This window comes from Bradyrhizobium sp. cf659 (assembly GCF_900113725.1).
Taxonomy (GTDB): Bacteria; Pseudomonadota; Alphaproteobacteria; order Rhizobiales; family Xanthobacteraceae; genus Bradyrhizobium.
In genome coordinates this window covers 202,924-227,178 of record NZ_FOQJ01000012.1, presented here as the reverse complement: position 1 = coordinate 227,178, position 24,255 = coordinate 202,924, and the positions used below count along the sequence as shown (strand labels likewise).

Annotated in this window: 25 protein-coding genes; 11 read left to right on the top strand and 14 right to left on the bottom strand. The window is 64.7% G+C overall.

From position 1 onward, the window contains the following. Positions 1-4 precede the first annotated feature (4 nt). Positions 5-250, bottom strand: coding sequence for a zinc-finger domain-containing protein (locus BM118_RS34175; protein ID WP_007602543.1), 246 nt, complete (start codon positions 248-250; stop codon positions 5-7). 317 nt (positions 251-567) lie between these two features. Here BM118_RS34175 and BM118_RS34170 point away from each other — a divergent pair, with 317 nt between their 5' ends. Together BM118_RS34170 and BM118_RS34165 are read left to right on the top strand one after the other, a co-directional pair. Further along, positions 568-1,704: a hypothetical protein gene (locus BM118_RS34170; RefSeq protein ID WP_092191531.1), complete on the top strand. Its 1,137-nt coding sequence runs from the start codon at positions 568-570 to the stop codon at positions 1,702-1,704. Positions 1,705-1,739: 35 nt separating this feature from the next. Then, entirely contained in the window at positions 1,740-2,495 is a 756-nt protein-coding gene (locus BM118_RS34165; protein ID WP_177234943.1) for an alpha/beta fold hydrolase, read from the top strand. Here BM118_RS34165 and BM118_RS34160 read toward each other — a convergent pair. After that, positions 2,481-3,845 carry a hypothetical protein gene (locus BM118_RS34160; protein ID WP_177234942.1) on the bottom strand — a complete coding sequence of 455 codons (1,365 nt, stop codon included), beginning with the start codon at positions 3,843-3,845 and terminating at the stop codon, positions 2,481-2,483. The genes BM118_RS34165 and BM118_RS34160 overlap by 15 nt on opposite strands. Before the next feature lie 277 nt (positions 3,846-4,122). Here BM118_RS34160 and cysE point away from each other — a divergent pair, with 277 nt between their 5' ends. Both cysE and BM118_RS34150 read left to right on the top strand, forming a co-directional pair. Then, complete coding sequence (gene cysE, locus BM118_RS34155; RefSeq protein WP_092191527.1) at positions 4,123-4,947, top strand: serine O-acetyltransferase; 825 nt, start codon at positions 4,123-4,125, stop codon at positions 4,945-4,947. Between the two features lie 125 nt (positions 4,948-5,072). Next, positions 5,073-5,291: a DUF3126 family protein gene (locus BM118_RS34150; protein ID WP_007602550.1), complete on the top strand. Its 219-nt coding sequence runs from the start codon at positions 5,073-5,075 to the stop codon at positions 5,289-5,291. Positions 5,292-5,310: 19 nt separating this feature from the next. Here the strand turns inward: BM118_RS34150 and BM118_RS34145 are convergent, their stop codons facing one another. Genes BM118_RS34145 through BM118_RS34135 form a run of 3 tightly spaced genes read right to left on the bottom strand, consistent with a single transcriptional unit; the run spans position 5,311 to position 9,058 of the window. Next, positions 5,311-6,627, bottom strand: a complete 1,317-nt coding sequence (locus BM118_RS34145; protein WP_092191525.1) for an FAD-dependent oxidoreductase — start codon at positions 6,625-6,627, stop codon at positions 5,311-5,313. After that, positions 6,624-6,929: a ferredoxin family protein gene (locus BM118_RS34140; RefSeq protein WP_092191523.1), complete on the bottom strand. Its 306-nt coding sequence runs from the start codon at positions 6,927-6,929 to the stop codon at positions 6,624-6,626. The genes BM118_RS34145 and BM118_RS34140 overlap by 4 nt, the downstream gene beginning before the upstream one ends. Positions 6,930-6,931: 2 nt before the next feature. Continuing rightward, positions 6,932-9,058, bottom strand: a complete 2,127-nt coding sequence (locus BM118_RS34135) for a molybdopterin-containing oxidoreductase family protein (protein WP_092191521.1) — start codon at positions 9,056-9,058, stop codon at positions 6,932-6,934. Between the two features lie 195 nt (positions 9,059-9,253). Here BM118_RS34135 and BM118_RS34130 point away from each other — a divergent pair, with 195 nt between their 5' ends. Continuing rightward, a complete protein-coding gene (locus BM118_RS34130) occupies positions 9,254-10,153 on the top strand; it encodes a helix-turn-helix domain-containing protein (protein ID WP_244550300.1) in 900 nt (299 codons plus the stop codon). A gap of 135 nt (positions 10,154-10,288) precedes the next feature. Here the strand turns inward: BM118_RS34130 and BM118_RS34125 are convergent, their stop codons facing one another. Together BM118_RS34125 and BM118_RS34120 are read right to left on the bottom strand one after the other, a co-directional pair. Beyond that, positions 10,289-12,118 (bottom strand): caspase family protein, encoded by a 1,830-nt coding sequence (locus BM118_RS34125; RefSeq protein ID WP_092191520.1) that lies wholly within the window; start codon positions 12,116-12,118, stop codon positions 10,289-10,291. A 319-nt stretch (positions 12,119-12,437) separates the two neighbouring features. Next, positions 12,438-13,145 (bottom strand): hypothetical protein, encoded by a 708-nt coding sequence (locus tag BM118_RS34120; protein WP_092191518.1) that lies wholly within the window; start codon positions 13,143-13,145, stop codon positions 12,438-12,440. A gap of 222 nt (positions 13,146-13,367) precedes the next feature. Here BM118_RS34120 and BM118_RS34115 point away from each other — a divergent pair, with 222 nt between their 5' ends. Together BM118_RS34115 and BM118_RS34110 are read left to right on the top strand one after the other, a co-directional pair. Continuing rightward, entirely contained in the window at positions 13,368-13,697 is a 330-nt protein-coding gene (locus BM118_RS34115; protein WP_092191516.1) for a DUF6949 family protein, read from the top strand. A gap of 91 nt (positions 13,698-13,788) precedes the next feature. Then, positions 13,789-14,319 (top strand): gamma carbonic anhydrase family protein, encoded by a 531-nt coding sequence (locus tag BM118_RS34110; RefSeq protein WP_092191514.1) that lies wholly within the window; start codon positions 13,789-13,791, stop codon positions 14,317-14,319. Positions 14,320-14,427: 108 nt separating this feature from the next. Here the strand turns inward: BM118_RS34110 and BM118_RS34105 are convergent, their stop codons facing one another. Further along, on the bottom strand, positions 14,428-14,658 hold the full coding sequence (locus tag BM118_RS34105) for a hypothetical protein (RefSeq protein ID WP_092191512.1): 231 nt from the start codon (positions 14,656-14,658) through the stop codon (positions 14,428-14,430). A 95-nt stretch (positions 14,659-14,753) separates the two neighbouring features. Here BM118_RS34105 and BM118_RS34100 point away from each other — a divergent pair, with 95 nt between their 5' ends. Next, positions 14,754-15,080 carry a hypothetical protein gene (locus tag BM118_RS34100; protein ID WP_092191510.1) on the top strand — a complete coding sequence of 109 codons (327 nt, stop codon included), beginning with the start codon at positions 14,754-14,756 and terminating at the stop codon, positions 15,078-15,080. Between the two features lie 104 nt (positions 15,081-15,184). After that, positions 15,185-15,538 carry a hypothetical protein gene (locus BM118_RS34095; protein ID WP_092191508.1) on the top strand — a complete coding sequence of 118 codons (354 nt, stop codon included), beginning with the start codon at positions 15,185-15,187 and terminating at the stop codon, positions 15,536-15,538. A 188-nt stretch (positions 15,539-15,726) separates the two neighbouring features. Here the strand turns inward: BM118_RS34095 and BM118_RS34090 are convergent, their stop codons facing one another. From BM118_RS34090 to BM118_RS34065, 6 genes are all read right to left on the bottom strand, one after another. Continuing rightward, positions 15,727-16,221, bottom strand: coding sequence for a hypothetical protein (locus BM118_RS34090; protein ID WP_092191506.1), 495 nt, complete (start codon positions 16,219-16,221; stop codon positions 15,727-15,729). Positions 16,222-16,398: 177 nt separating this feature from the next. Further along, entirely contained in the window at positions 16,399-17,130 is a 732-nt protein-coding gene (locus BM118_RS34085) for an aspartate/glutamate racemase family protein (protein ID WP_092191504.1), read from the bottom strand. A 20-nt stretch (positions 17,131-17,150) separates the two neighbouring features. Then, complete coding sequence (locus BM118_RS34080) at positions 17,151-18,029, bottom strand: ABC transporter permease (protein WP_092191502.1); 879 nt, start codon at positions 18,027-18,029, stop codon at positions 17,151-17,153. A gap of 3 nt (positions 18,030-18,032) precedes the next feature. Then, complete coding sequence (locus tag BM118_RS34075) at positions 18,033-18,992, bottom strand: ABC transporter permease (RefSeq protein ID WP_092191500.1); 960 nt, start codon at positions 18,990-18,992, stop codon at positions 18,033-18,035. Positions 18,993-18,996: 4 nt separating this feature from the next. Beyond that, complete coding sequence (locus BM118_RS34070; RefSeq protein ID WP_092191498.1) at positions 18,997-20,286, bottom strand: ABC transporter substrate-binding protein; 1,290 nt, start codon at positions 20,284-20,286, stop codon at positions 18,997-18,999. A 42-nt stretch (positions 20,287-20,328) separates the two neighbouring features. Further along, the gene (locus BM118_RS34065; RefSeq protein ID WP_092191496.1) at positions 20,329-21,315 is read right to left on the bottom strand and encodes an ABC transporter ATP-binding protein; all 987 of its coding nucleotides are present in this window, start codon (positions 21,313-21,315) and stop codon (positions 20,329-20,331) included. Positions 21,316-21,584: 269 nt separating this feature from the next. Between BM118_RS34065 and BM118_RS34060 the strand changes: the two genes are divergently transcribed. Both BM118_RS34060 and BM118_RS34055 read left to right on the top strand, forming a co-directional pair. Further along, complete coding sequence (locus BM118_RS34060) at positions 21,585-22,292, top strand: GntR family transcriptional regulator (protein ID WP_092191494.1); 708 nt, start codon at positions 21,585-21,587, stop codon at positions 22,290-22,292. Positions 22,293-22,525: 233 nt separating this feature from the next. Then, positions 22,526-23,863 (top strand): metal-dependent hydrolase family protein, encoded by a 1,338-nt coding sequence (locus BM118_RS34055; RefSeq protein ID WP_177234941.1) that lies wholly within the window; start codon positions 22,526-22,528, stop codon positions 23,861-23,863. The last annotated feature ends 392 nt before the right edge of the window (positions 23,864-24,255 follow it).

Sequence of the window (24,255 nt, the reverse complement as noted above, 5' to 3'; positions counted from 1 at the left end):
GCGGTCAGGCCACCTTGTCCTTCAGGACGCATTCCGGCGGACGGGCTTCGCCGGCCTTCAGGTCGGCCGCGAAGCGGTACAGCGTCGAGCAGTAGGGGCAGATGATCTCGTTGTCGTTGCCGAGGTCGAGGAAGACGTGCGGATGATCGAACGGAGGGTTGGCGCCCACGCACATGAACTCTTGCGAGCCGATCTCGATGACGGGAACACCGGCATCGTTATGGAAGTGCGGGACGACATGGTCGGACATCGTAACTCATCCTGGAGTGGCAATGGCGGCAGACACAATCACAACTGACGCGGCATCTTTGAGGCGCCGCGGACCATACTGGCGGGTGCAGATGATTGCTAGCCCAGCGGAACCGAAAGGTTCGCAACTGCCCCATGCTCATTTGCTCATGCAAATTCGACACAATCTTGCGGCCTGAGAGAAGCCCTTCTTTCGTCGGGGACGTTGTGTCGCAATTTAGGCATACTATGTCTGTGGACGCGTGCAATTGCGGCAAAAGACCAACCATCAGGCGCAAGCGATTTAGGCGAACGATCTAGGAAGTCCGGGCTCTTGGCATGAAGTGGCTGCGAATCAGCACAGCGTTGACCGGCATCGCGGCTTGCAGCTTCATGCTCGCGCAGGTCGCGCCGCAGGCCCGCGAGGCCGGCGCGATTTTCGCCGCCCAGGACGATCCGGCCGCGCTGTCCGAGCTGAAGCTCGACGCCGTTCTGCGGCAGAACGACCGCCTGGTTCAGGACAATATCGAGGCTGCGCTCGCCGCTGATGATGCCGATCTCGCCGACAGTTTTGTTGCGCTGGCGCGTGACCGCAACATCGCGCTGCCCGACGACCTCCTGAGCCGCGTAAGCGATGCGGTCAAGGCCGAAAACTCCACGTCGCATTTCGCCAAGCGCTTCGCCACCGGGCTCGTCACCGGCAGCGCCGACGATGTCGCGAGCCTGTCCGGAACGGTGGCCGGCGATCTCTTCGTGATCGGCGACGTCAGGGACGTCGTGCGCGAGGGCAAGCATCTCGCCATGGGCGAGGACACCGATCGCCTGGTGCTGGGCCTTGCAGCCGCGGGCCTTGCGGTGACGGCGGCAACCTATGTGTCCGTCGGCGGCGCCGCGCCCGTGCGCGCCGGCCTCACGCTGGTGAAGGATGCGCGGAAAGTCGGGCGGCTCGGCGAGGGCCTCGCGGCCTGGGCCGGCCGGTCCGCGCGCGAGGTCGTCGACACGCCGATGCTCCAGAACGCGGTGGCGTCCGGCTCCGTACTGCGGCCGGGCCAGACCGTGAGCGCGATCAAGGCCGCGTTCCGGGCCGAGAAGGCCGGTGCGCTGGTCCGGCTCGGCAAGGACGTCACGCGCGTTGCCGAGAAGACCGGCACGCGCGGCGCCATGGACAGCTTGCGCATTGCCGAAGGCCCCAAGGACGTCGCGCGCGCGGCGCGGCTGGCGGAAGCGCAGGGCAGCAAGACCCGCGCGATCATGAAGCTCCTGGGCCGCGGCGCGCTGCTGCTCGTCGGCGGCGCGTTCGATCTTGCGCTCTGGCTGCTCGGCTCGGCGCTGACGCTGTTCGGCCTGTTGTCTTCGATCAAGGCCACCACCGAGCGCCTGACGCAAGCCTGGTGCGATCGCAGACGGGCGCGGCGGCTTCGCCGGGCGCAGGTCGCCGCCGAAGCCGCTCTGGCAAGTGCGGCCGGTACGGCCTAAAATCAACCCTTCCCCTCAAGACCGCGGAATATCTGATGCCGAGCTTTCACAACGGCGCCGTTGAAATTGCCTATCTCGACGAAGGCGAGGGCGATCCGATCATCCTGGTGCACGGCTTTGCCTCCAGCAAGAACGTGAACTGGGTCTATCCGACCTGGGTCTCGGAGCTGCGCAAGAACGGCCGCCGTGTCATCGCGCTCGACAATCGCGGCCATGGCGAAAGCGCAAAGCTCTACGAGCCCGCGCAATACTCGATCCCGACCATGGCCGGCGACGTGCTCGCGCTGATGGACCATCTCGCCATCCCGCAGGCCGACATCATGGGCTATTCGATGGGCGGGCGGATGACGGCGTGGCTCGGGCTCAACGAGCCGCAGCGGCTGCGCTCGGCGATCCTCGGCGGCATCGGCATCGGCGGCCTGATCGAGGGCACCGGACCCGGCGAGAACGTCGCGAAGGCGCTGGAAGCACCCGCGCTCGACGACGTCTCCGATCCCGTCGGGCGCACGTTTCGCGCGTTTGCCGATCAGACCCGCTCCGATCGGCGGGCGCTCGCCGCCTGCCTGCGCGGCACGCGCGACCTCATGACCAGGGACGAAGCTGGACGCATCGACGTGCCCGTGCTGATCGCGGTCGGCTCTACCGACGACGTCGCGGGCTCCGCCAGCGCGCTCGGCGCCCTCATTCCGGGCTCGGAAGTGCTCGACATCCCGGGCCGCGACCACATGCGCGCGGTCGGCGACAAGGTCTACAAGACCGGCGTGCTCGATTTTCTCTCACGCCGCGGCTGAGCCTTCCTCGTCGCCGAACGAGCGCGCCAGCGCCGTCAGCACCACGAAGGTCGCAACCCACACCATGCGCGCGCCGTAGCGGTCGTGCGGACCGGAGATGACGGCGCAGATGAAGGCGTTGCCGAGCAGCGCGAGCGTCACGGTCGCCGCCAGCAACGTCAGATCGTCGAGCCGGCGGCGCGCCAGCGCATGCGCGAGCAACCCGACCAGTGCCAGCATCGAGGCCAGCGCGACGGGAACATGCAGCCAGTTGACGTAGTTGAAATTGACGTCCCAGTGCTGTTGCCGCGCCGCGCGCATCGGCGCGATCTGCGCGGGGATGTAGCGCTCGATGATGCCGTAGGTGTGCGGGATCCAGCCGCTGGTGCCTTCGCCGGTCGCCACATGCAGCAATTGCTGGCCGACCGCCCGCAGTGCCGCGCCGGCTTGCCAGGCCGGATAGTCGGCGAGCGACTGCACGACGATGGTGCTCATCTCGTCGTTCATGCCCTCGAACCGGCCGAGCGTGTTGAACATGCTCTTGCCCCACAGGAACTCGTCGGCGGTCGCCGGCAATTCGTTGCGGTAGGGACAGAGCTTGAAGCTCTCGCGCGGGCAGTGGTCATTGAGATAGCGCGCGACGATGCCGTCCTGCATCATGCGGCCGAAGGCGACGCCGAAGCCGCCGGGCGTCCAGGCCCATTTGCCCGACAGCGCATGGTTCGCCGAGACCAGCATCAGGCCGCCCGCGACGATGGTCATGCTCGCCTGCGCCAGTCCTGCGAGCGGAAGCCTGCGGCCCGCGAACGGCCGCGCCATCCAGCCGACGACGCAGAGTCCGAGCAGCACGCCGAGCGTGGCGCTGTGGGTTGCGGCGGCAAAGGCGGTGAAGACGAACAGCGCGATTTTTTCGAGCGGCGACGTGCGCTGCGCTCCGACGACCAGGAGGAACAGCGACAGCACCGACAATCCCGCGAAGATGTCCGTGAGCAGCATGCTGGCGAGCCAGGGCAGCGCGGTCGACAGGACCAGGAGCAGGCTGATCGCGACGAAGCGGAACGTCTGCATCAGGCCGAGGACGCGCAAGCTGAGCTGCAGCAGCCACAGCGTCGCCAGCGACTGGATCGCGAGGTTGACCCAGAAGCCGAAGCTTTCGCCGTAGTGGAGGTAGAGGCCGAACACGGTGGAGCGGCTGGGGACGAGATAGCCCTCGTACCAGCGCGCCAGGTAGCCGCCGGTATCCCATTGCAACAGCGGATAGCCGTTCCAGAACGCCGGCGCGATCATCAGGAGGGGCAGGGCCAGGGCGGCGAGCCGCAGCCAGAACGAGCCCGCGGCGCGCGCGCGCAAATGATCGGTGGTGGTGGTCAAATCCGCTCCGTCGTCGTCCGGACCATGCCCGCAATAAGGGTTGGGAGAGAATTCACCAATAGTTTGACGCCACCCGGCTTGAATTTGACGAAACCCTGACCCACTTTTAACCGACCTTGCCGCCTGGGGGCGTCAGAAGATATCGTTGTGTTTCAACGCGTTGGCAGGCGTTCGCGGGGCAAGGTGCTGTTCACTCTCAGGCAAGCCCGTCAGGACTTTGTCGCCTAGACTGTGCTATAGAGCCAACAAAACGAGCCCATTCGAAAGAGCAGATCCCATGGCAGTGCATCAGGTCAATCCGGGAGGAAAGCTCGCATCCCTCGATCCGATCTGGGACCGGATCCGGAGCGAAGCGGAGGACATCGTCCATCGCGAGCCGGAGCTTGCGACCTTCATCTATTCGACGGTGCTGCACCACAGCCGCCTCGAGGATTCGGTGATCCATCGTCTCGCCGACCGGCTCGATCATTCCGCGCTGTCGGGCGATCTCGTGCGCCAGACCTATGACGAGGCGCTGCGCGACGAACCCGATCTCGGCAACGCCTTCCGCGCCGATCTCGTCGCCGTCTACGATCGCGATCCCGCGACCTCGCGCTTCATCGATCCGTTGCTCTACTTCAAGGGCTTCCACGCGATCCAGACCCATCGCCTTGCGCACTGGCTCTGGCTGAAGGGCCGCAAGGACTTCGCGTATTATCTCCAGAGCCGCGCCTCGGCGGTGTTCCAGACCGACATCAATCCCGCCGCGCGCATCGGCCGCGGCATCTTCCTCGACCATGCCACCGGTTTCGTCTGCGGCGAGACGGCTGTCATCGAGGACGACGTCTCGATCCTGCACGGCGTCACGCTCGGCGGCACCGGCAAGGAGAACGAGGACCGTCATCCGAAGATCCGCCATGGCGTGCTGATCGGCGCGGGCGCGAAGATCCTCGGCAACATCGAGATCGGCCATTGCGCGCGCATCGCGGCAGGCTCGGTCGTGGTGAAGCCGGTCCCGCACAACGTCACGGTCGCGGGCGTGCCCGCCAAGATCGTCGGCGAGGCCGGCTGCGCCGAGCCGTCGCGCACCATGGATCAGATGATCAACGCGATGGGGCTTTGAGCTCGAGAGGAAGGGGCGGATTCTCCGGCCCTTCTCGTCCCCAAATTCTTTGGCAATTCATGCTGGCGGTTCGTCGCGTCTCGTCCTAAAACCCCGCCAACTCAGATTTCGATTGGAGACTTGCCGTGGACGTCAAGGAAGTAAGGAAGCTCGACGCGTACTTGAAGCGCGTATTCGGCAATCCCAAGATCCGCGTCGTGCCGCGGCCGAAGAAGGACGATTCCGCCGAAGTCTATATCGGCGAGGAGTTCATCGGCGTGCTGTTCGTCGACGACGAGGACGATGATCGCTCGTTCCAGTTCCAGATGGCGATCCTTGAGGACGATCTCGTCGATCAGGAATAGCCGCTGCGGCGCCGCGGGGTCACGCATCCATCGCGGCGAGCATGTCGGGGATCGTGACGAATTTCTCCCGGGGCTTACCGAGCGCGGCCCCCCTGCGTTTCTCGGCCGCATCGATCGTGCCCCAATCCGGATAGCTCACGATGCGTGCGACGCGGCCGGTCAGGCGCGCGAGCAGCGCGTCGGGCGTCTCCGAGCGTGGCCGTCGGTGCGCGATATCCGCCAGGACGGCCTCTGCGGTCGCAACCCCGCAGCCGCGATTGGTGCCGATCGTGCCATTCGGTCCGCGCTTGCTCCATCCGCAGACATAGAGGCCCTCGATCACCGAACGATCGGCTGCGACACGCCCGTCGATGTTCGCATGCACGCCGCGATGCAAGTCGTAGGGAACACCGGCCATGGGCGCGGTCTTGCGGCCGACGCTGCGGAAAGCGAGGCCGCATGCGATGTCCTCGACGGCGCCAGATCCATGCTTGAACGAGATCATCTCCAGGCGGCTTCGACCTCTGATTGCGGCCGGTGACAGACCAAATCGGAAGACGCAGCGCCGCGGCTTCGTCGTGGTCTGCTGCGAGAACGCGCGCAGCAACGCCAGTTTTTCGGTCAACTCCGGATCGTCGGCACGTTGCGGCTCGAATTCATCGGAGGTGAGGTTGCGCATATCGACGAATGTGTCGCATGCACCGAGTTCGAGAAATTCACGCAATTCCTTTGCGGTGAACTTGGCCTGCGCCGGCCCGCTGCGGCCGATGACGTGGATTTCGCGAATCCGGCTCTCCGCCAGGACATCGAGGGCGCGCCGCGTGATATCGGTCTGGCGCAGCTCGTCCGCCGTCTTGGCGAGGATGCGTGCCACGTCGAGCGCGACGTTGCCATGCCCGATGACGATTGCGGTCTCATGGTCGAGATCGAACCGCAGATCTGCAAATTGCGGATGCCCGTTGTACCATGCGACGAAATCGCCGGCGCTGTGACTCCCCGGCAGTGCCTCGCCGGAGATGTCGAGCGTCCGGCTCAGTTCGGCGCCCGTCGCGAGTACAACGGCGTCATAGGCCTCGCGCAACTCGTCGATCGTGACGTCGTCTCCGACCGTGATGCCGCCGACGAACCGGAACCCGGGCATGGCGGCGATGCGGTCGAAGGCCATCGTGACCTGCTTGAGCTTCGGATGGTCGGGGGCAACGCCGAACCGCACCAGTCCGTACGGCACCGGGAGCCGTTCGAACATGTCGACGGTCACGGCCGCGCCCGAACGCAACAGGGCCTCGGTCGTGTAGAAGCCGCTCGGTCCGCTGCCGACGACGGCGACGCGGAATTCGTCCGCAGCAGAACCCGTCATCGGCCCAGCGCCTGCCTGCGTTGGTCGGCGCCCGGCAGCGGCGCCAGGCGTGCGCTGATGACGGGAGTCTCGGTCGCGCGTTTCCGATTGACGTCGACCCAGAACTTCTTGTCCGCGGCGAGGCGATAGTCCGGCTCGATCGCGCCGACCGGACAGGCCGGTGCACAGCCGCCGCAGTCGATGCAGTTTTCCGGATCGATATAGGTCATGGCGTCATCGACGTGAAAACACTCCACCGGGCAGACGGTGACGCATTCGGTGTATCGGCAACCGCGGCAATTGTCGGTGACCACATATGTCATCGTCAGGCCCCGCTGACCTGAACGAGGATGTCGGAGAATGTCGGGGCACGGCCGAGGTCGGCGAACGCAGGCGGCGTCAACACGTGAACCGTCGCGCCTCTGCGGTTGGACCGCTGCCAATAGCCGGACGGTGCCACCACGACGCCCGGCATGATGTCGGACGAAACGGTGGCGAACGCCTCGAACGAGCCGCGATCGTTGAACACGCGAATCGGCGCGCCCGCGACGATCCCGCGCCTTGCCGCATCGTCCGGGTTGAGCAGCACCGCCTGCTCCTCGCCGGCCTGCGCGGTCTGGGCCGGCAGGTTGCCGTAGTTGGAATTCAGGAAGGCGTGGCTCTTCGGCGAGATCAGGCTGAGCGGATATCGCGTTGCGAGCGCGGGCGCCGTGCGCGCGTTCTCGTTCGGCGGGATGTAGTGGGGCAGGGGATCGACCGGCGCACCATCCTGGTCGCCGTTGTAGCCCTGGCGGAACAGCGGCACCACGAAGTTGCCGCCGCCGGCGATCGTCGACTTGAACTCGCACTTGCCGGAGGCGGTCGGAAAATTGCCCTCGCGATGCGGAGCCCAGTCGGCGGGCGCCGGCATGTTGAGGCGCACATAGCCCTTGGTCTTGACGTCGTCGAGCGCGATGCCTTCGAGCACCGGGCTGGTCCAGTCGAGCGAAGCCTCGATGATCTCGTCGTCGCTGCGGAAGAAGGCTGGATCCGTGACGCCCATCGCACGCGCGAGGCGGCGGAAGAGTTCGGTGTTGGAGACGGCCTCGCCGAGCGGCTCGATCGCCTGGTTGTTGTAGGACAGGTAGAGGTGTCCCCAGGAGAACATGATGTCCTTCTGCTCGAGCTGGGTGGTCGCGGGCAGAACGATGTCGGCATATCTGGCGGTATCGGTCAGGAAGTGCTCGCTGACGACGGTGAAGAGGTCTTCGCGTTCCAACCCCTTTTCGAGCTTGCCCTGCTCGGTCACCATCGCCATGGGATTGGCATTGTAGACGAACAGCGCCTTGATCGGCGGGTCGAAGCCGAGTTCGCCCGTCAGCGCAGCTCCGAGACGCCAGGAATTGAGCACGCGCATCTTCTCCGGCTGGAGATCGGGACGCATCAGCACGTCCCATCTGACCGGGAACGCCCAGATCGGCAGCTGGAGCAAGCCGCCGCCGACATGCTTCCAGGCGCCGATCAATCCCGGAAGACATGCGATCGCGCGGACGGTCTGGCCGCCGCCGGCATGCCGCTCGACCGCCACGCCGATCCGCACGACAGCCGGCGGGGTCGTGGCATATTCCCGCGCCAGCTTGATGATGTCGTCGACGGGAATGCCGGTTTCCTGCGAAGCGAATTCGGGGGTGTAGCTCGACGCCCGTTCTGCCAGCTCGTCGTAGCCGACGGTGTGCTTGTCGACGTAGTCGCGATCGACCAGATTCTCCTTGATGATGACGTGGATCATCGCCAGCGCGAGCGCGGCGTCGGTGCCGGGCCGGATCGGAATATGCCAGTCGGCGAGGCGCGCGGTGCGGGTGCGGACGGGATCGATCACCACGAGCTTGGCGCCGGCCTTCTTCGCCTGCTCGATGAACGGCCAGTGATGCGAGTTCGTGCTCAGCGTGTTGCAAGCCCACAGGATGATGTATTTCGAATGCACGAAACTTTCGGGATCGACGCCTGGTGTGTGCCCGATCGTCATCATGTAAGCTGTGCACGAGGCGGAGTCGCAGAACGTGCGCTCCAGAACGGTCGCGCCGAGCTTGTTGAAGAGGGGATCGCCGACGTTGAGCCCGTTGATGATGCCCTGCGTGCCCAGATAGCTGTAGGGCAGGATCGCCTGCGCCCCGTGCTCGGCGATGATTGATTTCCAGTGCAACGCGATGGTCTCCAGGGCTTCATCCCAGGAAATCCGTTGAAACTGCCTGGAGCCCTTCGGGCCGACCCGCTTCAGCGGATAGAGAACGCGCTTGTCGCTGTAGACGCGCTCCTCATAGTTGTTGACCTTGACGCAGAGTCGTCCGCGCGTGAACGGATGATCTGGATTGCCGCGGACGGCAATCGCCTTGCCATCCTCGACCGTGGTCAGGATGGAACAGGTATCCGGGCAATCGTGGGGGCACGCGCCGATGACCGTGGTCCGGGCCATGGATCTCTCCGTTTCCTGATTCAAGACGATCAGAAGGATGCGGCGATGCGCGCGATCTGGCTTTTCAAAACGTGCGGTGTTGTTGTCCTGGACTGCTTTCGGCCGGTAGACGCAAGGGGCCGTTTCTGGCATGGTAGTTGCTTGATCCAGCAATACCTCTTGCCCACACATCGCGTTATCTGACGGAGAGACACGATGGGTATGCTCGGTAATTCTGTCGATAAATATGTGACCGGCAGAATGCTTCAGACCTCCAACGACCGGCGGTGGTCGCACCTCCTTGCCGAGCGCTGGAGCCACGAGCCGGGCGATCTGCCGCCGCAATTGCCGCGCGACACCGAGATCGCGGTGCTGCTGCGCGGCAACTCGGTCGTCGATCGGGAAGGCGCGGGCATGCGCCAGCGCACTTTCGGCAGAAAGGGTACCGTGTGGCTCTGTCCGGCTGGCATCCGCGAGGATTTCATTCGCGTCGAGAACCAGATGCAGGAATGTCTGCATATCTTTCTTCCCGGACAGCCGTTCGACGACACCATGCTCCGGGATCTCGACATCGATCCGTCGGGAATGTCCATCCGCTATGAGAGCATCGATCAGGACATCTTCATCGAGCACGTCGCCGCTCGGATCCTCGGGGAACTCGAACAGGAAACCTCCACCGGCCGCCTTCTGGTCGAAAGCCTGGGACGGGCCTTTTCGGCTCATCTGGTGCACTGCTATGCGGCGACGTCAGTCCGGCTGAAGCAGCCCTATGCCGGCCAGAAACCGCTCGATGCCAGGCGCCTTTCGCGTGTGACGGAGTTTATCGATGCATCCGTCGAGCGCGATTTTACGGTCAAGGATCTGGCATCGGTGGCGTGCATGAGCCCGGCGCATTTCTCGCGCAGCTTCAAGGCCGCGACCGGTGCAGCGCCGCATGAATATGTCAGCCGTCAGCGTCTCGATCTGGCCAAGCGGCTCCTGTCCACCAGCGACCGGCCGCTGGTCGACATCGCCTATGCTGCGGGATTTTCATCGCAGGCCAATTTCAACCGCGCCTTCCGCAAGGCGGTCGGGACGACGCCGAGCCTTTACCGAGCGCGGAAGGTCCGCGACTGACGTAGCGGCCGATCCCACCGACATCGAATAGCTGGACGATCCTCTTTGTGCTTTTGGCATCCACGGTCCGATCGTCCGTGGTGGCGCGGCCTGCGTATCTGGCCCGCAAGGGAATGCTTGTGTCTCGATCATGGCTCAGTCGCACACTTCCGATTGACCTCCTCCGAGGTTTCCATTCCTCGGGTTAACAATGCGACAGCCGGACTTTACCGGCCGACAGCCTGCATTGTTACAAAGGATTTGACCGGATGCCGACGGCTTCGCGGGTGCAGCTTCGACCTGCTTCCGCTCGGTGTCTCGCTTCTTGGCATCCTCGCGGGTCGCAACCGGTTTCTTGTCCTGGACCTTCTCGCATTCATTGTCGTCATTGACGCGATAGCCGGCGCGGCAGGCGATCTTCACGCAAGCGTCGCCATCGGCCTTGAAGCCGTGATCGCACACCAGCGGGCAGACCCGGCCCGGCTTGGCCTTGATGGCATCGAGCGCGTCGAAGCTCGCAAGCTTGGCGTCGAACTTCGTCCCGGCATATTTGTTGAACTGCGTCAGCGAGCGTTGCGATGACGCATTCCAGTCGCCATCGGCCGCGGCCGCCAGACAGCCGACGCGGCGCAGTTCGGACTGAACCAGCTTCGCCGTCTCTTGCGGAGACAGGCTCGGCGGCGATGAGGTCGGTGCGACAGCCGCAACCTTCTGCGCGGTGTCGGTAACCTGCTGCTTCTCCGTGGTCCGCTGCTCGGCGACCTGCTTGGTGTCATTTGCCAGCCTCTCGGCGAGCGCTTTCTCGGCGGCTTGCTTGTCAGCCAGTGCCTTGGCCGCTGCGGCCTCGGCTTCCTTCCGGCGCTGCTCGGCGGCGGCCGCCTTGGCCTCCTCGATCTGCTTGGCCTTCTCCGCCGCGGCCTTGGCGTCCTCAGCGGCCTTGGCGGCCGCTGCCGCCTTCTCCTGCTCGGCCTTCTTGGCCCGGTCGGATGCGAGCCGGGCCTTCTCGTCCTCGGCCTGCCTGGCCTTTTCCGCTGCGGCGGCGCGGGTTTCTTCGGCGGCGATCTTGTTCAACTGGCCTTTGGCGAGATCGGCATAGAAGCCGCTGGGAAATTGGTTGAGAAAAGCTGTCCATCCGTCGCGCGTGCCAAGCTGAAGCGCCAGTTCGTAGTCGCGCCGGATTTCGCTGTCGGGGTTGGCCTGCGGCCCGGCCACGACCGGCTTCGCGGCAACCAGCGGCACGTCGTCGCCGCCGAGCGAGCCGTACACATACGGCTCCTGCTTGTAGCCGGTATTTTTGAGCACATCGTCGCGCACGAAGCCGAACGCCTTGCGAAGGTCGAGGCCCGGCATCGGCAGACGTTCGACAAGGGCTGTGGCAAACGGGCTGTTCTTCGTATCACCGTCCGAGGCGGTGGAGCCCGCCTTGGCCGCGAAGGCGATCATGGTGTTCGGGCTGGTCGGCTCGACCTTGGCGAGGCCGCGGCCGATGGCGCGCGAGGCAACCGTGCGCTTCATCGTCTTGGCGAACGGATTGTCGCGGCAGGCGTCCAGGATGACCAGGCGCAGCTGCTTGGCCGGCTCGATGGCAAACAGCACCCTGTCGATCGGGAATGCCTCGTCGAGAACGTCGGTATCGGTCTCCAAGGCAGCATCTGTCGGGATCAGATAGTTGGTGCCGTCAAGCTCGATGCCATGGCCGGCGTAGTAGATGACCGCAACGTCGGCCTCGCGCGCCTTGCCGCCGAAATCGCGCAGCGCCTTGCGCATGTCGACCACGTTCAGGTCGAGCTTGACGTCGACCGTATCGAAGCCGGCCTTTCTGAACATGCCGCCGACCAGCGCGGCATCGTTCGCGGGGTTCGCCAGCTTCGCCACGTTCTTGTAGGCCGAGTTGCCGATGACGAGCGCGGCGCGCTTCTCGGCCAGCGCAGAGCCGGTCCCAAGCCAGGTCGCAAGAATGAGTAAAACAAACAGCCGAAGCCGCATTCCAGCCCCCGAATGCAATAGCGTCAGATTATTGGCAGAATGGCCAAACGCCATCTGCGATCAGTGATATCAGTCACACATCCGTGCGCTTATCCCAGCAACTGGGCACCGGGTGAGTGATGCGTGACCGCATCGATTCAAACGGATCTTCCCCATGACGGCATCATGCCCCTGTTTTGCCCGACGGGTCAAGTTCGGATTCGAAAAATGCGAAGTCGAGCAGGCGCTTGGCTACTGTGCATGGGGTTGTTTTCGATGTTTTTGCCGGAGGGCTCAGGCCCGTTCTGTCGGCGAACCTTGCAGTGGCAACGGGGCGCGCTCAGCCTTTCGGTCCCCGCAGCTGCGCCGTCAATCTCTCCATCGCCTCCGCCGCATCGCGCCACTGCGACAGCCAGCTGCGCGGAAAGCGGAAGGTGAGGTCGGCGCCGCCGACGCGGCGCTCGGAGAGGCACATGCCGGGCGTGGCCGCATCGCGCGTGCAGCGCGCGGTCAATGCGGGGCTTGCGGCAGAATAGAGGTCCTCGCTGCCGTAGGGGGTGTCGGCACGGAACATCCGCATCGTCAGGCCGTCCTCAGGCATCGTCGCGGCCTGGTCGAGATAGCGCGGATAGATCGTGGCTGTCCGCTGCTCGGGCGAGAGCGCATCGTGATGGGCTGCGATCGACAGGAAGATGCGGTCGATCGGCTGCATCGCCGCATCCACCGTGTCGGCGGTGACGTGCTTCGGCGTGCCGGGCGGCTCCAGCGAGGGATACAGGAAGTCGAGATCGATGCGCTCCTGCGGCCCGGAGTGCCGCTGGATCTTCATGCGGATTGCCGTCGTCGGCAGGTTGAACAGCGTGCCGCCGACGCTCACCGGCAGCTTGTCCGGAGCGTTGGCGCCGCTCGGGCCCCAGGTCGGCCACAACAGATAGGCGACGAGCGCAACTGCGCACACCGCCGCGGCGCCGCCGAGCACGATCGGGACGATATGCGCCCACGTGCGCGTCCGGGGGGACCTAAGGGGAGCTGCCGAAAACACCGTCATGAGTTGCGCGAGGTAAGCCGGAGGTCGGCCGATGGCCGACGAATCAGCGGCGAATATGCCATGCGGCGGCGATTTCGCGGAGCGTTCCCCGGCTGCGGGGAAGGGGGAGGGCCCTGCGCCGGATGGCCGGCGGCGTTAACCTTCCCTTAAGGATAATGTAGCGTTAACCGGCACTATTTGTCACAGGAAGGCTCCGGCGTTGCGTAAGGGCGGACAGTTCCGATGACACCTGAAGCTCTCAATACCTTCTTCTCGATTGGCATCGGTTTCGCGCTCGCTGGCGCGCTCGTGAACGGATACCAGGCGGTCGCGCAGCGGCCGGCCGGCTTCGGCCTGTTGCAGGACGGCGTGGCCCCGAAGACCTTCGCGGCGGTGCCGTTCCTGGTGTTCGCCGCGCCCTTCATCATCATGCGCAACACGCTCCGCGGCATGCGGGTGGAAAGCCGCCGCGTCGAATTCGTGATGATGGCGACCCTCATCGCCGGCTTCTGGAGCATGATGAGCGGCACCTTCTTCCTGATGACGTTGCGCGCGGCCGGCGTTCTGGTCTGACGCTCGCACGTCGCGCGTGGCCGGCCGAGCGGCCCTTTGCGTCGACACCGCGGTTTCGCTATGGCTGTGGTCGACGTGACAGGAGACCTCCATGGCGATCTACGAGCTCGACGGGCAGGCGCCCGATCTTCCCGCCGACGGCAACTATTTCATCGCTGAGACGGCGACCGTGATCGGCCGCGTGCGCCTGAAGCCGGGAGCGAGCGTCTGGTTCGGCGCGGTGCTGCGCGGCGACAATGAATGGATCGAGATCGGCGAGGGCGCCAACGTACAGGACGGCTCGACCTGCCACACCGATCTCGGCTTCCCCCTTGTCATCGGCAAGAACTGCACCGTCGGCCACAACGTCATCCTGCACGGCTGCACGATCGAAGAGGGCGCGCTGATCGGCATGGGCTCGATCGTGATGAACGGCGCGAAGATCGGCCGCAACAGCATCGTCGGCGCCGGTTCCGTCATCACCGAGGGCAAGGAGTTTCCCGAACGCTCCCTGATCATCGGCTCGCCCGCGCGCGTGATCCGCACGCTCGACGATGCCCAGGTGCAGAGGATGGGGAGTGCGGCGAAGTTTTACGTCGCCAATGGCCCGCGCTTCAGGAAAGGCCTGAAGCGGATCGGCTGATGCGCGTGCCGGATGGGTCTCGGTGCAGGAGGACGTCACCTCGCAGCGTCAGCGCGAGCGCATTCTGGAGCGCGGCGCGCTCGCCCTCTGCAAAAGGATCGCGATCGGTCATCGTGGTTTGGCCTTTCCGGCTTTGGGACGCGCGGCCGGCTTGTCCCGTTCGGCGCCGAGCCTGGCGCTTTTGCGCAATGCGTCCCGGAGATCGATGGGGATGCCATGCTTCTTCAGCAGGTCGGCAAAGGCTTCGTCCGCAAGCTCTTGAAACGTCGCCATCCTGTCGCGTCCCAGTTGCTTGAGCTTGTCGAACGTGTCCTCGTCGAACGCGATCAGTTTGCGCATGATCGTGGCTGCCTCCTCGTTTCAAGCTGATGTGACGGCATTTGTTCCGGAACGGGTCTTGGTCCGGACCGTTGACAGGTAAAGGAGCATTTCCAATGGCCACATCGCCTGCAACCGCTTCGATGAAGACCTTGATCGTGATCCTCAGCCTCGCGGCCATGCCGGCCGTATCGTTCGCACAAGCGACCGGCGGCTCTGCGGGATCGACCGGCGCTTCGTCGGGATCGACGACCGGAGGTGTCGCCAACTCGCCGGCGCCGCCGCCCGGCACCAACAGTCTGGGTACGGCTCAATCGTCCGGCCCCGGCACCGGCTCCGGAGTTACCACCGGCACCGGCTCCGGCGCGGCCGCCGATGCCACCGTCAATACCGAGAACCGGCAGCTCGACAAGAAGATGAGGAGCATCTGCCGCGGCTGCTGATGCTCGCGCGGAAGTGAGACAGTGTGGCTGTCAGGAGTGCCCCGATAGCATTAGCTTGGTCTGGCTTTGAAGCGTGGAGCGTATCCACGCAGAGGATCGAGTAAATGTTACGCAAGATGATCTTGGCGGCGCTGGCCGTCGCAGCGGTCGGGCTCTCGGCGCCACAGGCGGCCCAGGCGCGGGGCGGTTTTGGACATGGCGGCGGCTGGGGCCATGGTGGCTGGGGTCATGGCGGCCACTGGCATGGCGGCGGCTTCTGGCCCGGCGTCGCCATCGGCGCGGGCATTGCCGGCGCCGGCTACTACGGTGGCTATTACGGCTACGGCTCCCCGTATTACGGTGACTCCTACTATTATGGTACCGGCTACGACGACGGTTATGGCGGATGCTATGTCGTGCGCAAGCGCGTGATGACGCCTTCGGGATGGCGATTCCGGCGCGTCGACGTCTGCGAGTGAGGCGGGAAGACCTGACGGCCTGCTAAAAAACAAGGCCGTTGACGCAGTATACCGTCAACGACCTTGCCAGCCCCGGACATTGAAATCGGCTCACGCCATCCGGTGACGGCGAGCATCGCGCGGAATCACACGGGCGAATGTGATCCAGTTCACAAGTGGCGAAAATTATGTCCGCGTGGGTGACCGGCTCAGCCGCGCGAGCGCTTGCGCGCGCTGGCATGGACGCGGTGGCGTGCCGGTTTCCTGCGGGTAACCGACGGCGTCTCGGCCTCGGTGGCCCGGGCACTGGCAAAGGACTGGCGCAGGCCGTCGATGGACTCGTTCAGGCTCGCCACCTGCTCCGACAGGCGCTTGGTATCGGCCTGCTGGGCCGCGAGCAGCCGCTTCACGGTCTGGAGCTGGTCCTGCACGACTTGGAGCTGGTCGATCGATTCCTGCTGGGTCGCCTCAAGCCCCTTGGTCTTCTCGACCAGTTGCTCGGAGGCCTGGGCCGTGCGGGCCTGGAGCTGCCGTGACGCGACCACCCGGTCGGCCTCCGGCGCAGCGCCGGTATAGGCGCGCCAGATCGCAATCGAGGTCACGCCGGCGATCAGCAGGAGAAGGGCGGCGGCGGTCAGCGCGATGGGCTGGGCGCCGAGGCGAAACAGGGGGTTGGACGGTGTGTCCTCTGCGAGATCGATCATCGCTGACAAAACCCAAATTGAAACTTGGTGAGTGCGAAGACCGGCAACCCAGGGGCCGCCGGGACGTCCCGAAAACGCAACAGTTCGGCAACAAATGGGACCAAAAAGAGGCTGAAGGCGAAAAACCAGCAATCTTCTGGCCTTGAGGCCTCCAAAGGCCTCCGCCGGAAGCAGCGATCAGGGCTGAAACGGCGAAAACGGCCCGGAATAGGTCTTCGATCGTGGCGCAGCGTAGGGGCCCAGCCGGGACGTCTTCAGACCGAGTCGCACCAGCGATTCCGCCAGTGTCACGGCGGCGGCGACGCCGTCGATCACGGGCAGGCCGTGCATGGCGGCGAGCTCGGTGGCGAGATCGGCCATGCCGGCGCAGCCGAGCACGATGGCCTCCGCGCGGTCGTTTCGGATCGCGGCCGTGATCTCCGCGGAGATTTTTGCGAGCGCATCGGCGTTGCGCTCTTCCAGCGCGAGCACCGGGACCTCGGCGGCGCGGACGCGGGCGCAGCGCCCGGCGAGGCCGTACTTCGTCAGATTATGCTCGATCGGCACGATGGACACACCGAGCGTCGTCACCACGGCAAAGCGCGCCGCGATCAGGCTCGCCATGTGAAAGCCCGCTTCGCCAATGCCGATCACCGGCGCTTTCGCCGCCGCGCGTGCCGCGTCGAGGCCGGTGTCGTCGAAACAGGCGATGATGTGGGCGTCCGCGCCGTCGCGGTCGGCCTCGCGGATGCAGCCGAGCATGCCGGGGACGGCGAAGGCCTCGTCGTAAAAGCCCTCGATCGAGACCGGGCCCATCGTCGGCTGACGCGCGTCGATTTCGGCGCCGGGCAGGGCGACGCTGCGCGCCGCAGCGGCGATCTTCGCCGTCATCGATGCGGTGGTGTTGGGATTGACGACGTGAAGTCGCATCGGATCAGACAAGCCCCTTCTCAGACAAGTCCTTTGCCGGCGTCCGAGCCCTTGGCCGCCTGCCGCTTGTTCAGCACGTGGATGGTGCCGAGCGCAAGCGTGATCACCGTGAACGAGACGGCGGAGATCACGGTGCCGAGCGCGTAGATGTCGGGGTTCGTCACGGTGGTGGTGAGGCCCTGGAGATCGAGCGGCAACGTGTTCACCGCCCCGATCGCCTGGCTGGAGCGCGCGAGCTCGTCCCAGGACAGCGTGAAGCCGAACAGCCCGATGCCGATCACGGAGGGCAGGATGATCGGCAGCACGACATGACGGAACGCCTGCCACGGCGTCGCACCGAGATCGCGCGCGGCTTCCTCGAGCCTGGGATCGAAGCGGTTGAAGATCGCGAACATGATCAGAAGCCCGAACGGCAGCGTCCAGGTCAGATGCGCGCCGAGGCCCGAGGTGAGCAGGCCCATCGAGGTCTCGAAATTCTCGTTCCAGTGTGCCTTGATCAGATCGTCGATGATGCGGAATTCAAGCGAGATGCCGAGCGAGGTGATGATCGAGGGAACGATGAGGCTCGCGATCGCGGAGTAGAACAGGATGCTCTGCGCCCTGAACTTGCGGCGGAAGGCCATGCCGGCGGCGACCGACAGCACGACGGTGACAATCATGACGATCACGCCGAGCAGCAGCGAGCGGCGGAAGGCCGCGCCAAGATCGACGATGCCGGTGCCCTGGAACAGTTTTGCGATCCAGAAGGTGGACACGCCATTCATCGGGAAGGTGAGGCCGCCCTGCGGCCCCTGAAACGACAGCACGTAGATCGCGATCATCGGACCGTAGAGAAACAGCACATAGGCTGCGAAGAAGATCGCGAGCACGTAGAAAGAGCGCGGGCGTCCTTCCTTCATCGCTCAGAGCTCCTTCTTGATGTCGACGATGCGCGACATCATGGTGATGATCAGGAAGGTGATCGCGAGCAGGATCACGGCGTTGGCCGCTGCTGCGGGGAACTGTAGCGCGTTCACCCGCGTCTCGATGATCTTGCCGGCCGCCGCAATCTGCTGGCCGCCCATCACGCCGATGGTGATGAAATCGCCCATCACGATGGTGATGACGAAGATCGAGCCGATCACGATGCCGGGCTTGGCGAGCGGAATGATGACGTTCACGAGCGTCTGGAAGCCGGTGGCGCCGGCGTCATAGGCGGCCTCGATCAGCGACTTGTCGATGCGCACCATCGAATTGAAGATCGGCACCACCATGAAGAAGGTGAAGAGGTGCACCAGCGCCAGCACGACGGAGAATTCGGAGAACAGCAGCCATTCCAGCGGATGGTTGATCAGCCCTGTCTTGACGAGGCCGGAATTGACGAGGCCGTTGCGGCCGAGCAGCGGAATCCACGCGATCATGCGGATCACGTTGGAGGTCCAGAACGGGATCGTGCAGAGCAGCGACAATCCCATCTGCCAGGTCTTGGACTTGACGTGGAAGGCGAGGAAGTAGGCGACCCAGAAGCCGATGAAGAGCGTGAGGGCCCAGACCAGGAAGCACAGCTTCAGGGTCATCAGATAGGTCTTGCCGATCGTGCAGAGATCGGGGAGCTGCGCGATGCAGCCTTCGAACGTGTCGGTGTAGCCGCGGCCGGAGAACGCCGGCAGCAGCTGGTATTCGTTGTAGTCCCAGAACGAGACGATGACGACGAACACCAGCGGGATCAGGAAGAAGGCGAGAAACACCAGCATCATCGGCCCGGCCTGGAGCCAGGAGATGAGGGACGGCGACAGGCGCGTCACTTTCGCGGCGCGCGCCGTGCCCGCCCCCGGGATCAATCCCGGGGACGCCTGTTGCAGGAGGTCCTCTGACGTGTCCATCAAATTACGCCGCGATGAACTCGTTCCACTTGCGGACCATGTAGTCGTTCTCGTCCATCACCGCGTTCCAGCAGGCGACGCCGCCCATGCGGTCCTCGTAGGAGCCGCCGTCGCGCACCGCGCCGGCCTTCTCCAGCAGCGAGCCGTCGGGCGCCTTGATGTCCTTCTCGGCCGGCTTGCCTTCCATCCAGTAGGCCCACTCGTAGGGCTCCATATGCGCCTTCGCGGTGGAGAGCACGGCAGAGTAGTAGCCCTGACGGTTGAGATAGGCGCCGGCATAGCCGGACAGGAACCAGTTGACGAACTCGTAGGCCCATTCGAGCTTGGCACCCGACACGCCCTTGGAGACGCAGAAGCCCGAGGCCCAGGAGCGATAGCCTTCCTTGAGCGGCTGGAAAGTGCAGGCGATGCCCATCGAGCGCACTTTCGTCACCGCCGGCGACCACATCGACTGGATCACGGTCTCGCCCGAGGCCATCAGGTTGACGCTCTCGTTGAAGTCCTTCCAGAACGCGCGGAACTGGCCGGCCTTCTTCGCCTCGGTCATCACCTTCATGGTGAGATCGATCTCTTCCTTGGTCATGTTGCCCTTGTCGGCATATTTGTACTTGCCGGTGGCTTCCACGACCATCGCGGCATCCATGATGCCGATCGAGGGGATGTTGAGGATCGACGCCTTGCCCTTGAATTCGGGGTTGAGCAGTTCGGCCCACGTGCTGATCGGGCGCTTGATCAGGTCGGGACGGATGCCGAGCGTGTCGGCGTTGTAGACGGTCGGGATCAGCGTGACGAACTCGGTCGCCGACGTCGCAAACTTCTTGGAGTCCTTGCCTTCGAGATAGAGCACCTTCCAGGGCGCGGTGCCCTGGTTGCCGATCTTCTTGCCGCCGGGCGTCTCGCCCTTGGTGAAGACGGGCGTGATGTTGTCGAATTCCTTGATCTTCCTGGCGTCGAGGGCAAGGATGTTGCCCGACGGCACCAGCTTCTTCAGCGAGAAATATTCGGTGTCCAGCACGTCGAAGGAGTTCGGCTGGGTCATCACGCGCTTGGTGACGTCGTCGGTGGTCGCGGTGATGTATTCGATCTTGATGCCGGTGTCCTTGAGGCACTGCTTGGAGATGTCGTCGCCTTCGTTCACGGCGGTGCCGAGATAGCGCAGCACCTTCGCATCGGCCGACTTCACATAGGGAAAGCCGGTGATGGCGCCGGAGCCGGCGGCAAGGCCGGCGAGACCCGCGGTGCTCTTCAATAGGGTACGGCGGCTGACGCCGGTCTTCTTGGTCGTCTCGGTCATTTCGCTCACTCCTCTGTGTTGCGCATTTTCTGGATGAAGGCGCTATTGCAGGCGCTGCGCCTTGGCGGGGTCCCAGGTGGCCAGCACGCGATCGCCCGGTCGGAACGGGTGAACGTCGAAGGCGGCCTCGGGGAGGTGGGAGAACAGGGCGGTGCCGTCGTCGAGCGTGAGCGAGACGGCGATGTAGGAGCCCTGGTACTCGGTCTGGGTCAGCAGCGCTGGCGCGCCGTACGCACCGTCGGCGAACGGCACGATGCCGAGCTGATCGGCGCGCACGGCGATGAGTTTGCCGGCGTCGCTGAGGACGTTGTGGCCGCCGATGAAGCGCGCCACGAATTCGGTGCGGGGATGGTGGAAGATGTCGCGGGCGGTGCCCTGCTGCTCGATCTTGCCGTGGTTCATCACCACGATGTGGTCGGCCAGCGCCATCGCCTCTTCCTGGCCGTGGGTGACCTGGATGAAGCTGATGCCGAGCTCGCGCTGCAGCCGCTTCAGCTCGCCCCGCATCCTCACCCGCAGGAACGGATCGAGCGCGGAGAGCGGCTCGTCGAGCAGCAGGATCTGCGGCTCGGTGATCAGCGCGCGGGCGAGCGCGACGCGCTGCTGCTGGCCGCCGGAGAGCTGCGCCGGCAGCCGGGCCGCATAGGGGGTCATGGCCACCAGTTCGAGCAGTTCGCCAGCACGCTTGTGCCGCGTCGTCCGGTCGATCCCGCGCATTTTCAGGGCGAATGCCACGTTGTCGAGCACGGTCAAATGCGGAAACAGCGCGTAGGACTGAAACATCATCGCGGTGCCGCGCTTGGCCGGCTCGAGGTCGGTGACGTTCTGCGCGCCCAAAATGATGTCGCCCTCGCTGACCGCCTCGTGGCCCGCGATCATGCGCAGGGTCGAGGTCTTGCCGCAGCCGGAGGGGCCGAGCAGGCAGCAATAGGTGCCCGCCGGGATCTTGAGGTTGACGTCGTCGACCGCCAGCGTCGTGTCGTAGCGCTTGGTGACGGCGACCAGTTCGAGAGCGGCAGGAGTGGCCATGGCGTGTCCGCTGGGAGGGCGATGCTCCGGCTTTCTCCGCAAGGTCCGTGCCAACCGCCCGGAGACTGCCGGATTCCAAAACTGTGCAGTGGAGTCAGGTCGTTAGATCGAATCCGGCGCAGCGGCGCGGCTCGCCGGGTGGACAGTAATATGCACACAAAATGTGCTCGGATTGTATAAAGTTTCGCCTGTGATTGGATACAGCTGGTCGACTAACATTGAGGGCCGAACGTCGCCGATCGAGCCCTCAACCCAACCCCCTCAAACTGATGGCCGCCAAGACCCGCCAGAAATCTGATGCGCCAGACGCGAGCGATCGCGTCAGCCGGATCAGGGAAGGCGTGACCGCCGCGATCCTCGAGCATCGTCTGCTGCCAGGCACGAAGCTCGGCGAGGACGAGATCGGCGAGATCTACGGCGCAAGCCGCACACTGGTCCGCACCGCGCTCCAGCAGCTCGCGCATGAGGGCATCGTCAACATCGAGAAGAACCGCGGCGCCTTCGTCGCGCACCCGACGCCCGGCGATGCCCGCGAAGTGTTCGAGGCGCGCCGCCTGATCGAGCCCACGATCGTCGACCACGCGATCGACGCGGTCTCGCCGGCCTGGCTCGACCGCCTCGGCCAACATCTTGCTGAGGAGCGTGAGGCGGAGCTGCGCGGCGACGCACGCGCCTCGGTCCGGCTCTCCGGCGAATTTCACAAGCTCGTCGCCGAGATGAGCGGACACAGCATCTATCTCGGCTTCCTCAAGGAGCTGATCGCGCGCTCCTCGCTGATCATCCTGCTCTATCGCCGCCACGACACGCCGGCCTGCGGCACTGATCATCACGCCGGCATCGTCGCCGCGATCCGCAAGCGCGACAAGCAGGCCGCCCGCGCGCAGATGCTGTCGCATCTTCGCGAGATCGAGGCCGAACTGTTCCTGAAAGATACTGCCGCCGACGAATTGCGGCTCGCCGACGTGCTGGGCGCCTGAGTGCCCGCGGCCTGACGTCACACGCGACCTCTTTGATTTACCTGCTTTAATTCAATTGCCGTCGGACGAGCAGATCCCTCATCAAAGCAGATGGCAGAACTGTATATCGCCGCCACGGTTGTAAGTTGACGGAAGCTGAACGTCGGCGTCAACTGAAGCCAGACGTTGCGTGCCTGCCATCACCCCTCGCGTAGCCTGAATCTGTGCGGAAGGCTGATATGTCGGGTTTGAGGATGTCGGCCAAAGTCTTCGCCGTCGCTGCCTTGCTTGCCGGCACTGCAATGGTGCTCGGCAGCCTATCATCCGCACCGGCTCAGGAGACGGCGGTCCTTTTCCGGAATGTCCGGATATTCGACGGCAAGGGCAGCGCGCTCTCGGCGCCATCCAACGTCCTCGTCAGAAACGGAGTCATCGCGAAGATTTCGACGGCGGACCTCACGATCACCGCTGAGGTCATCGCCGGTGGTGGGCGGGTGTTGATGCCGGGGCTGATCGATGCGCATTGGCACGCGATGCTGGTGCGTCCGACGCCGGCCGCGGCCCTCGGCGACGTCGGTTACAACAATCTGCTGGCCGCGAGCGAGGCGACCGCGACGCTGATGCGCGGCTTCACCACGGTGCGTGACATGGGCGGGCCCAGTTTCGGCCTCAAGCGGGCGATCGACGAGGACCTCGTCGCCGGTCCGCGCATCTATCCCTCCGGTGCCATCATCACCATCACCAGCGGTCATGGCGACTTCCGGCAGCTCTCCGATCTGCCGCGAACCATCGGCGGCATGCTCAGCCGCATGGAGCAGGTCGGCGGCAGCATGGTCGCCGACAGTCCCGACGAGGTGCGCGTCCGCGCGCGCGAGCAGCTGATGCAGGGCGCTTCGCAGGTCAAGCTCACGGCGGGCGGCGGCGTGGCGTCGCCCTTCAGCCCGCTCGACGTCTCCACCTTCACCGAGCCCGAGCTGCGCGCGGCGGTCGAAGCCGCCGACAATTGGGGCACCTATGTCGCCACGCACGCCTATACACCGGTCGCGATCCAGCGCTCGATCGCAGCCGGCGTGAGATGCATCGAGCACGGTCATCTCATGGACGAGGCGAGCGCGAAGCTGATCGCGGAGAAGGGGATCTGGTTGAGCACGCAGCCGTTCCTGGATGCCGCCGCCGCAAGCGCGCTCGGACCTGCGGAGCAGGACAAGATGCGGCAGGTGGTCACCGGCACCGACCGCGTCTATGCGCTGGCGAAAAAGTACGGCATCAAAACCGCGTTCGGCACCGACGTCCTGTTCTCGAAGGCATTGGCGGACAGACAGGGCTCGATGCTGGCCGCGCTCACGCGCTGGTACACGCCGGCCGAAGCGCTGGCCATGGCGACGTCGGCCAATGCCGAATTGCTGAGCCTGTCGGGCCTGCGCAATCCCTATCCCGGCAAGCTCGGCGTGGTCGAGGAGGGCGCGCTGGCCGATCTCCTGCTCGTCGACGGCAATCCGCTCGACAACATCGCTCTCGTCGAAGATCCCGCGAAGAATTTCGTCGTGATCATGAAGGGCGGCAAGATCTACAAGAACAGTCTTGCGCACTGATGCGCGCATGTGCGGGCGGGACCTGCGACATAGAAGCGCTTCTAGTCCCGATGATCGGGAACCGGCTTTTTGCGCAGCGAACCGTTTGCGGTCTCCTGCACCGCGGGAGACCGCGCAGGGCTTGTCACAATCTCGGGCCTGTCATCGGACGCGTGACTTCTAAGTGTCTCCAGGACCAGGAAGAATTTCTCGGCTAGCATGAGTCAAGCTCGCTGACGCGTTCATCTCGGTTTCGAGAACGACGAGATTCGCTGTCAATTCGATCACTTGCCGCGCTCGGCAGCAATCTAATTCATGACATCACGCCGGATTGTGACAGACCTTGCCGGGTTGTTGCCTCTGACGCGTCGTGTGGACGATTGTGCGCGACGAGGTGACGTTACTATTCCTCG

Excerpts from the sequence above, each read along its gene's own strand:
- BM118_RS34175 (WP_007602543.1), bottom strand. The coding sequence starts at position 250 with ATGTCCGACCATGTCGTCCCGCACTTCCATAACGATGCCGGTGTTCCC.
- BM118_RS34170 (WP_092191531.1), top strand. The coding sequence starts at position 568 with ATGAAGTGGCTGCGAATCAGCACAGCGTTGACCGGCATCGCGGCTTGC.
- BM118_RS34165 (WP_177234943.1), top strand. The coding sequence starts at position 1,740 with ATGCCGAGCTTTCACAACGGCGCCGTTGAAATTGCCTATCTCGACGAA.
- cysE (WP_092191527.1), top strand. The coding sequence starts at position 4,123 with ATGGCAGTGCATCAGGTCAATCCGGGAGGAAAGCTCGCATCCCTCGAT.
- BM118_RS34145 (WP_092191525.1), bottom strand. The coding sequence starts at position 6,627 with ATGACGGGTTCTGCTGCGGACGAATTCCGCGTCGCCGTCGTCGGCAGC.
- BM118_RS34140 (WP_092191523.1), bottom strand. The coding sequence starts at position 6,929 with ATGACATATGTGGTCACCGACAATTGCCGCGGTTGCCGATACACCGAA.
- BM118_RS34135 (WP_092191521.1), bottom strand. The coding sequence starts at position 9,058 with ATGGCCCGGACCACGGTCATCGGCGCGTGCCCCCACGATTGCCCGGAT.
- BM118_RS34130 (WP_244550300.1), top strand. The coding sequence starts at position 9,254 with ATGGGTATGCTCGGTAATTCTGTCGATAAATATGTGACCGGCAGAATG.
- BM118_RS34125 (WP_092191520.1), bottom strand. The coding sequence starts at position 12,118 with ATGCGGCTTCGGCTGTTTGTTTTACTCATTCTTGCGACCTGGCTTGGG.
- BM118_RS34120 (WP_092191518.1), bottom strand. The coding sequence starts at position 13,145 with ATGACGGTGTTTTCGGCAGCTCCCCTTAGGTCCCCCCGGACGCGCACG.
- BM118_RS34115 (WP_092191516.1), top strand. The coding sequence starts at position 13,368 with ATGACACCTGAAGCTCTCAATACCTTCTTCTCGATTGGCATCGGTTTC.
- BM118_RS34110 (WP_092191514.1), top strand. The coding sequence starts at position 13,789 with ATGGCGATCTACGAGCTCGACGGGCAGGCGCCCGATCTTCCCGCCGAC.
- BM118_RS34105 (WP_092191512.1), bottom strand. The coding sequence starts at position 14,658 with ATGCGCAAACTGATCGCGTTCGACGAGGACACGTTCGACAAGCTCAAG.
- BM118_RS34100 (WP_092191510.1), top strand. The coding sequence starts at position 14,754 with ATGGCCACATCGCCTGCAACCGCTTCGATGAAGACCTTGATCGTGATC.
- BM118_RS34095 (WP_092191508.1), top strand. The coding sequence starts at position 15,185 with ATGTTACGCAAGATGATCTTGGCGGCGCTGGCCGTCGCAGCGGTCGGG.
- BM118_RS34090 (WP_092191506.1), bottom strand. The coding sequence starts at position 16,221 with ATGATCGATCTCGCAGAGGACACACCGTCCAACCCCCTGTTTCGCCTC.
- BM118_RS34085 (WP_092191504.1), bottom strand. The coding sequence starts at position 17,130 with ATGCGACTTCACGTCGTCAATCCCAACACCACCGCATCGATGACGGCG.
- BM118_RS34080 (WP_092191502.1), bottom strand. The coding sequence starts at position 18,029 with ATGAAGGAAGGACGCCCGCGCTCTTTCTACGTGCTCGCGATCTTCTTC.
- BM118_RS34075 (WP_092191500.1), bottom strand. The coding sequence starts at position 18,992 with ATGGACACGTCAGAGGACCTCCTGCAACAGGCGTCCCCGGGATTGATC.
- BM118_RS34070 (WP_092191498.1), bottom strand. The coding sequence starts at position 20,286 with ATGACCGAGACGACCAAGAAGACCGGCGTCAGCCGCCGTACCCTATTG.
- BM118_RS34065 (WP_092191496.1), bottom strand. The coding sequence starts at position 21,315 with ATGGCCACTCCTGCCGCTCTCGAACTGGTCGCCGTCACCAAGCGCTAC.
- BM118_RS34060 (WP_092191494.1), top strand. The coding sequence starts at position 21,585 with ATGGCCGCCAAGACCCGCCAGAAATCTGATGCGCCAGACGCGAGCGAT.
- BM118_RS34055 (WP_177234941.1), top strand. The coding sequence starts at position 22,526 with ATGTCGGCCAAAGTCTTCGCCGTCGCTGCCTTGCTTGCCGGCACTGCA.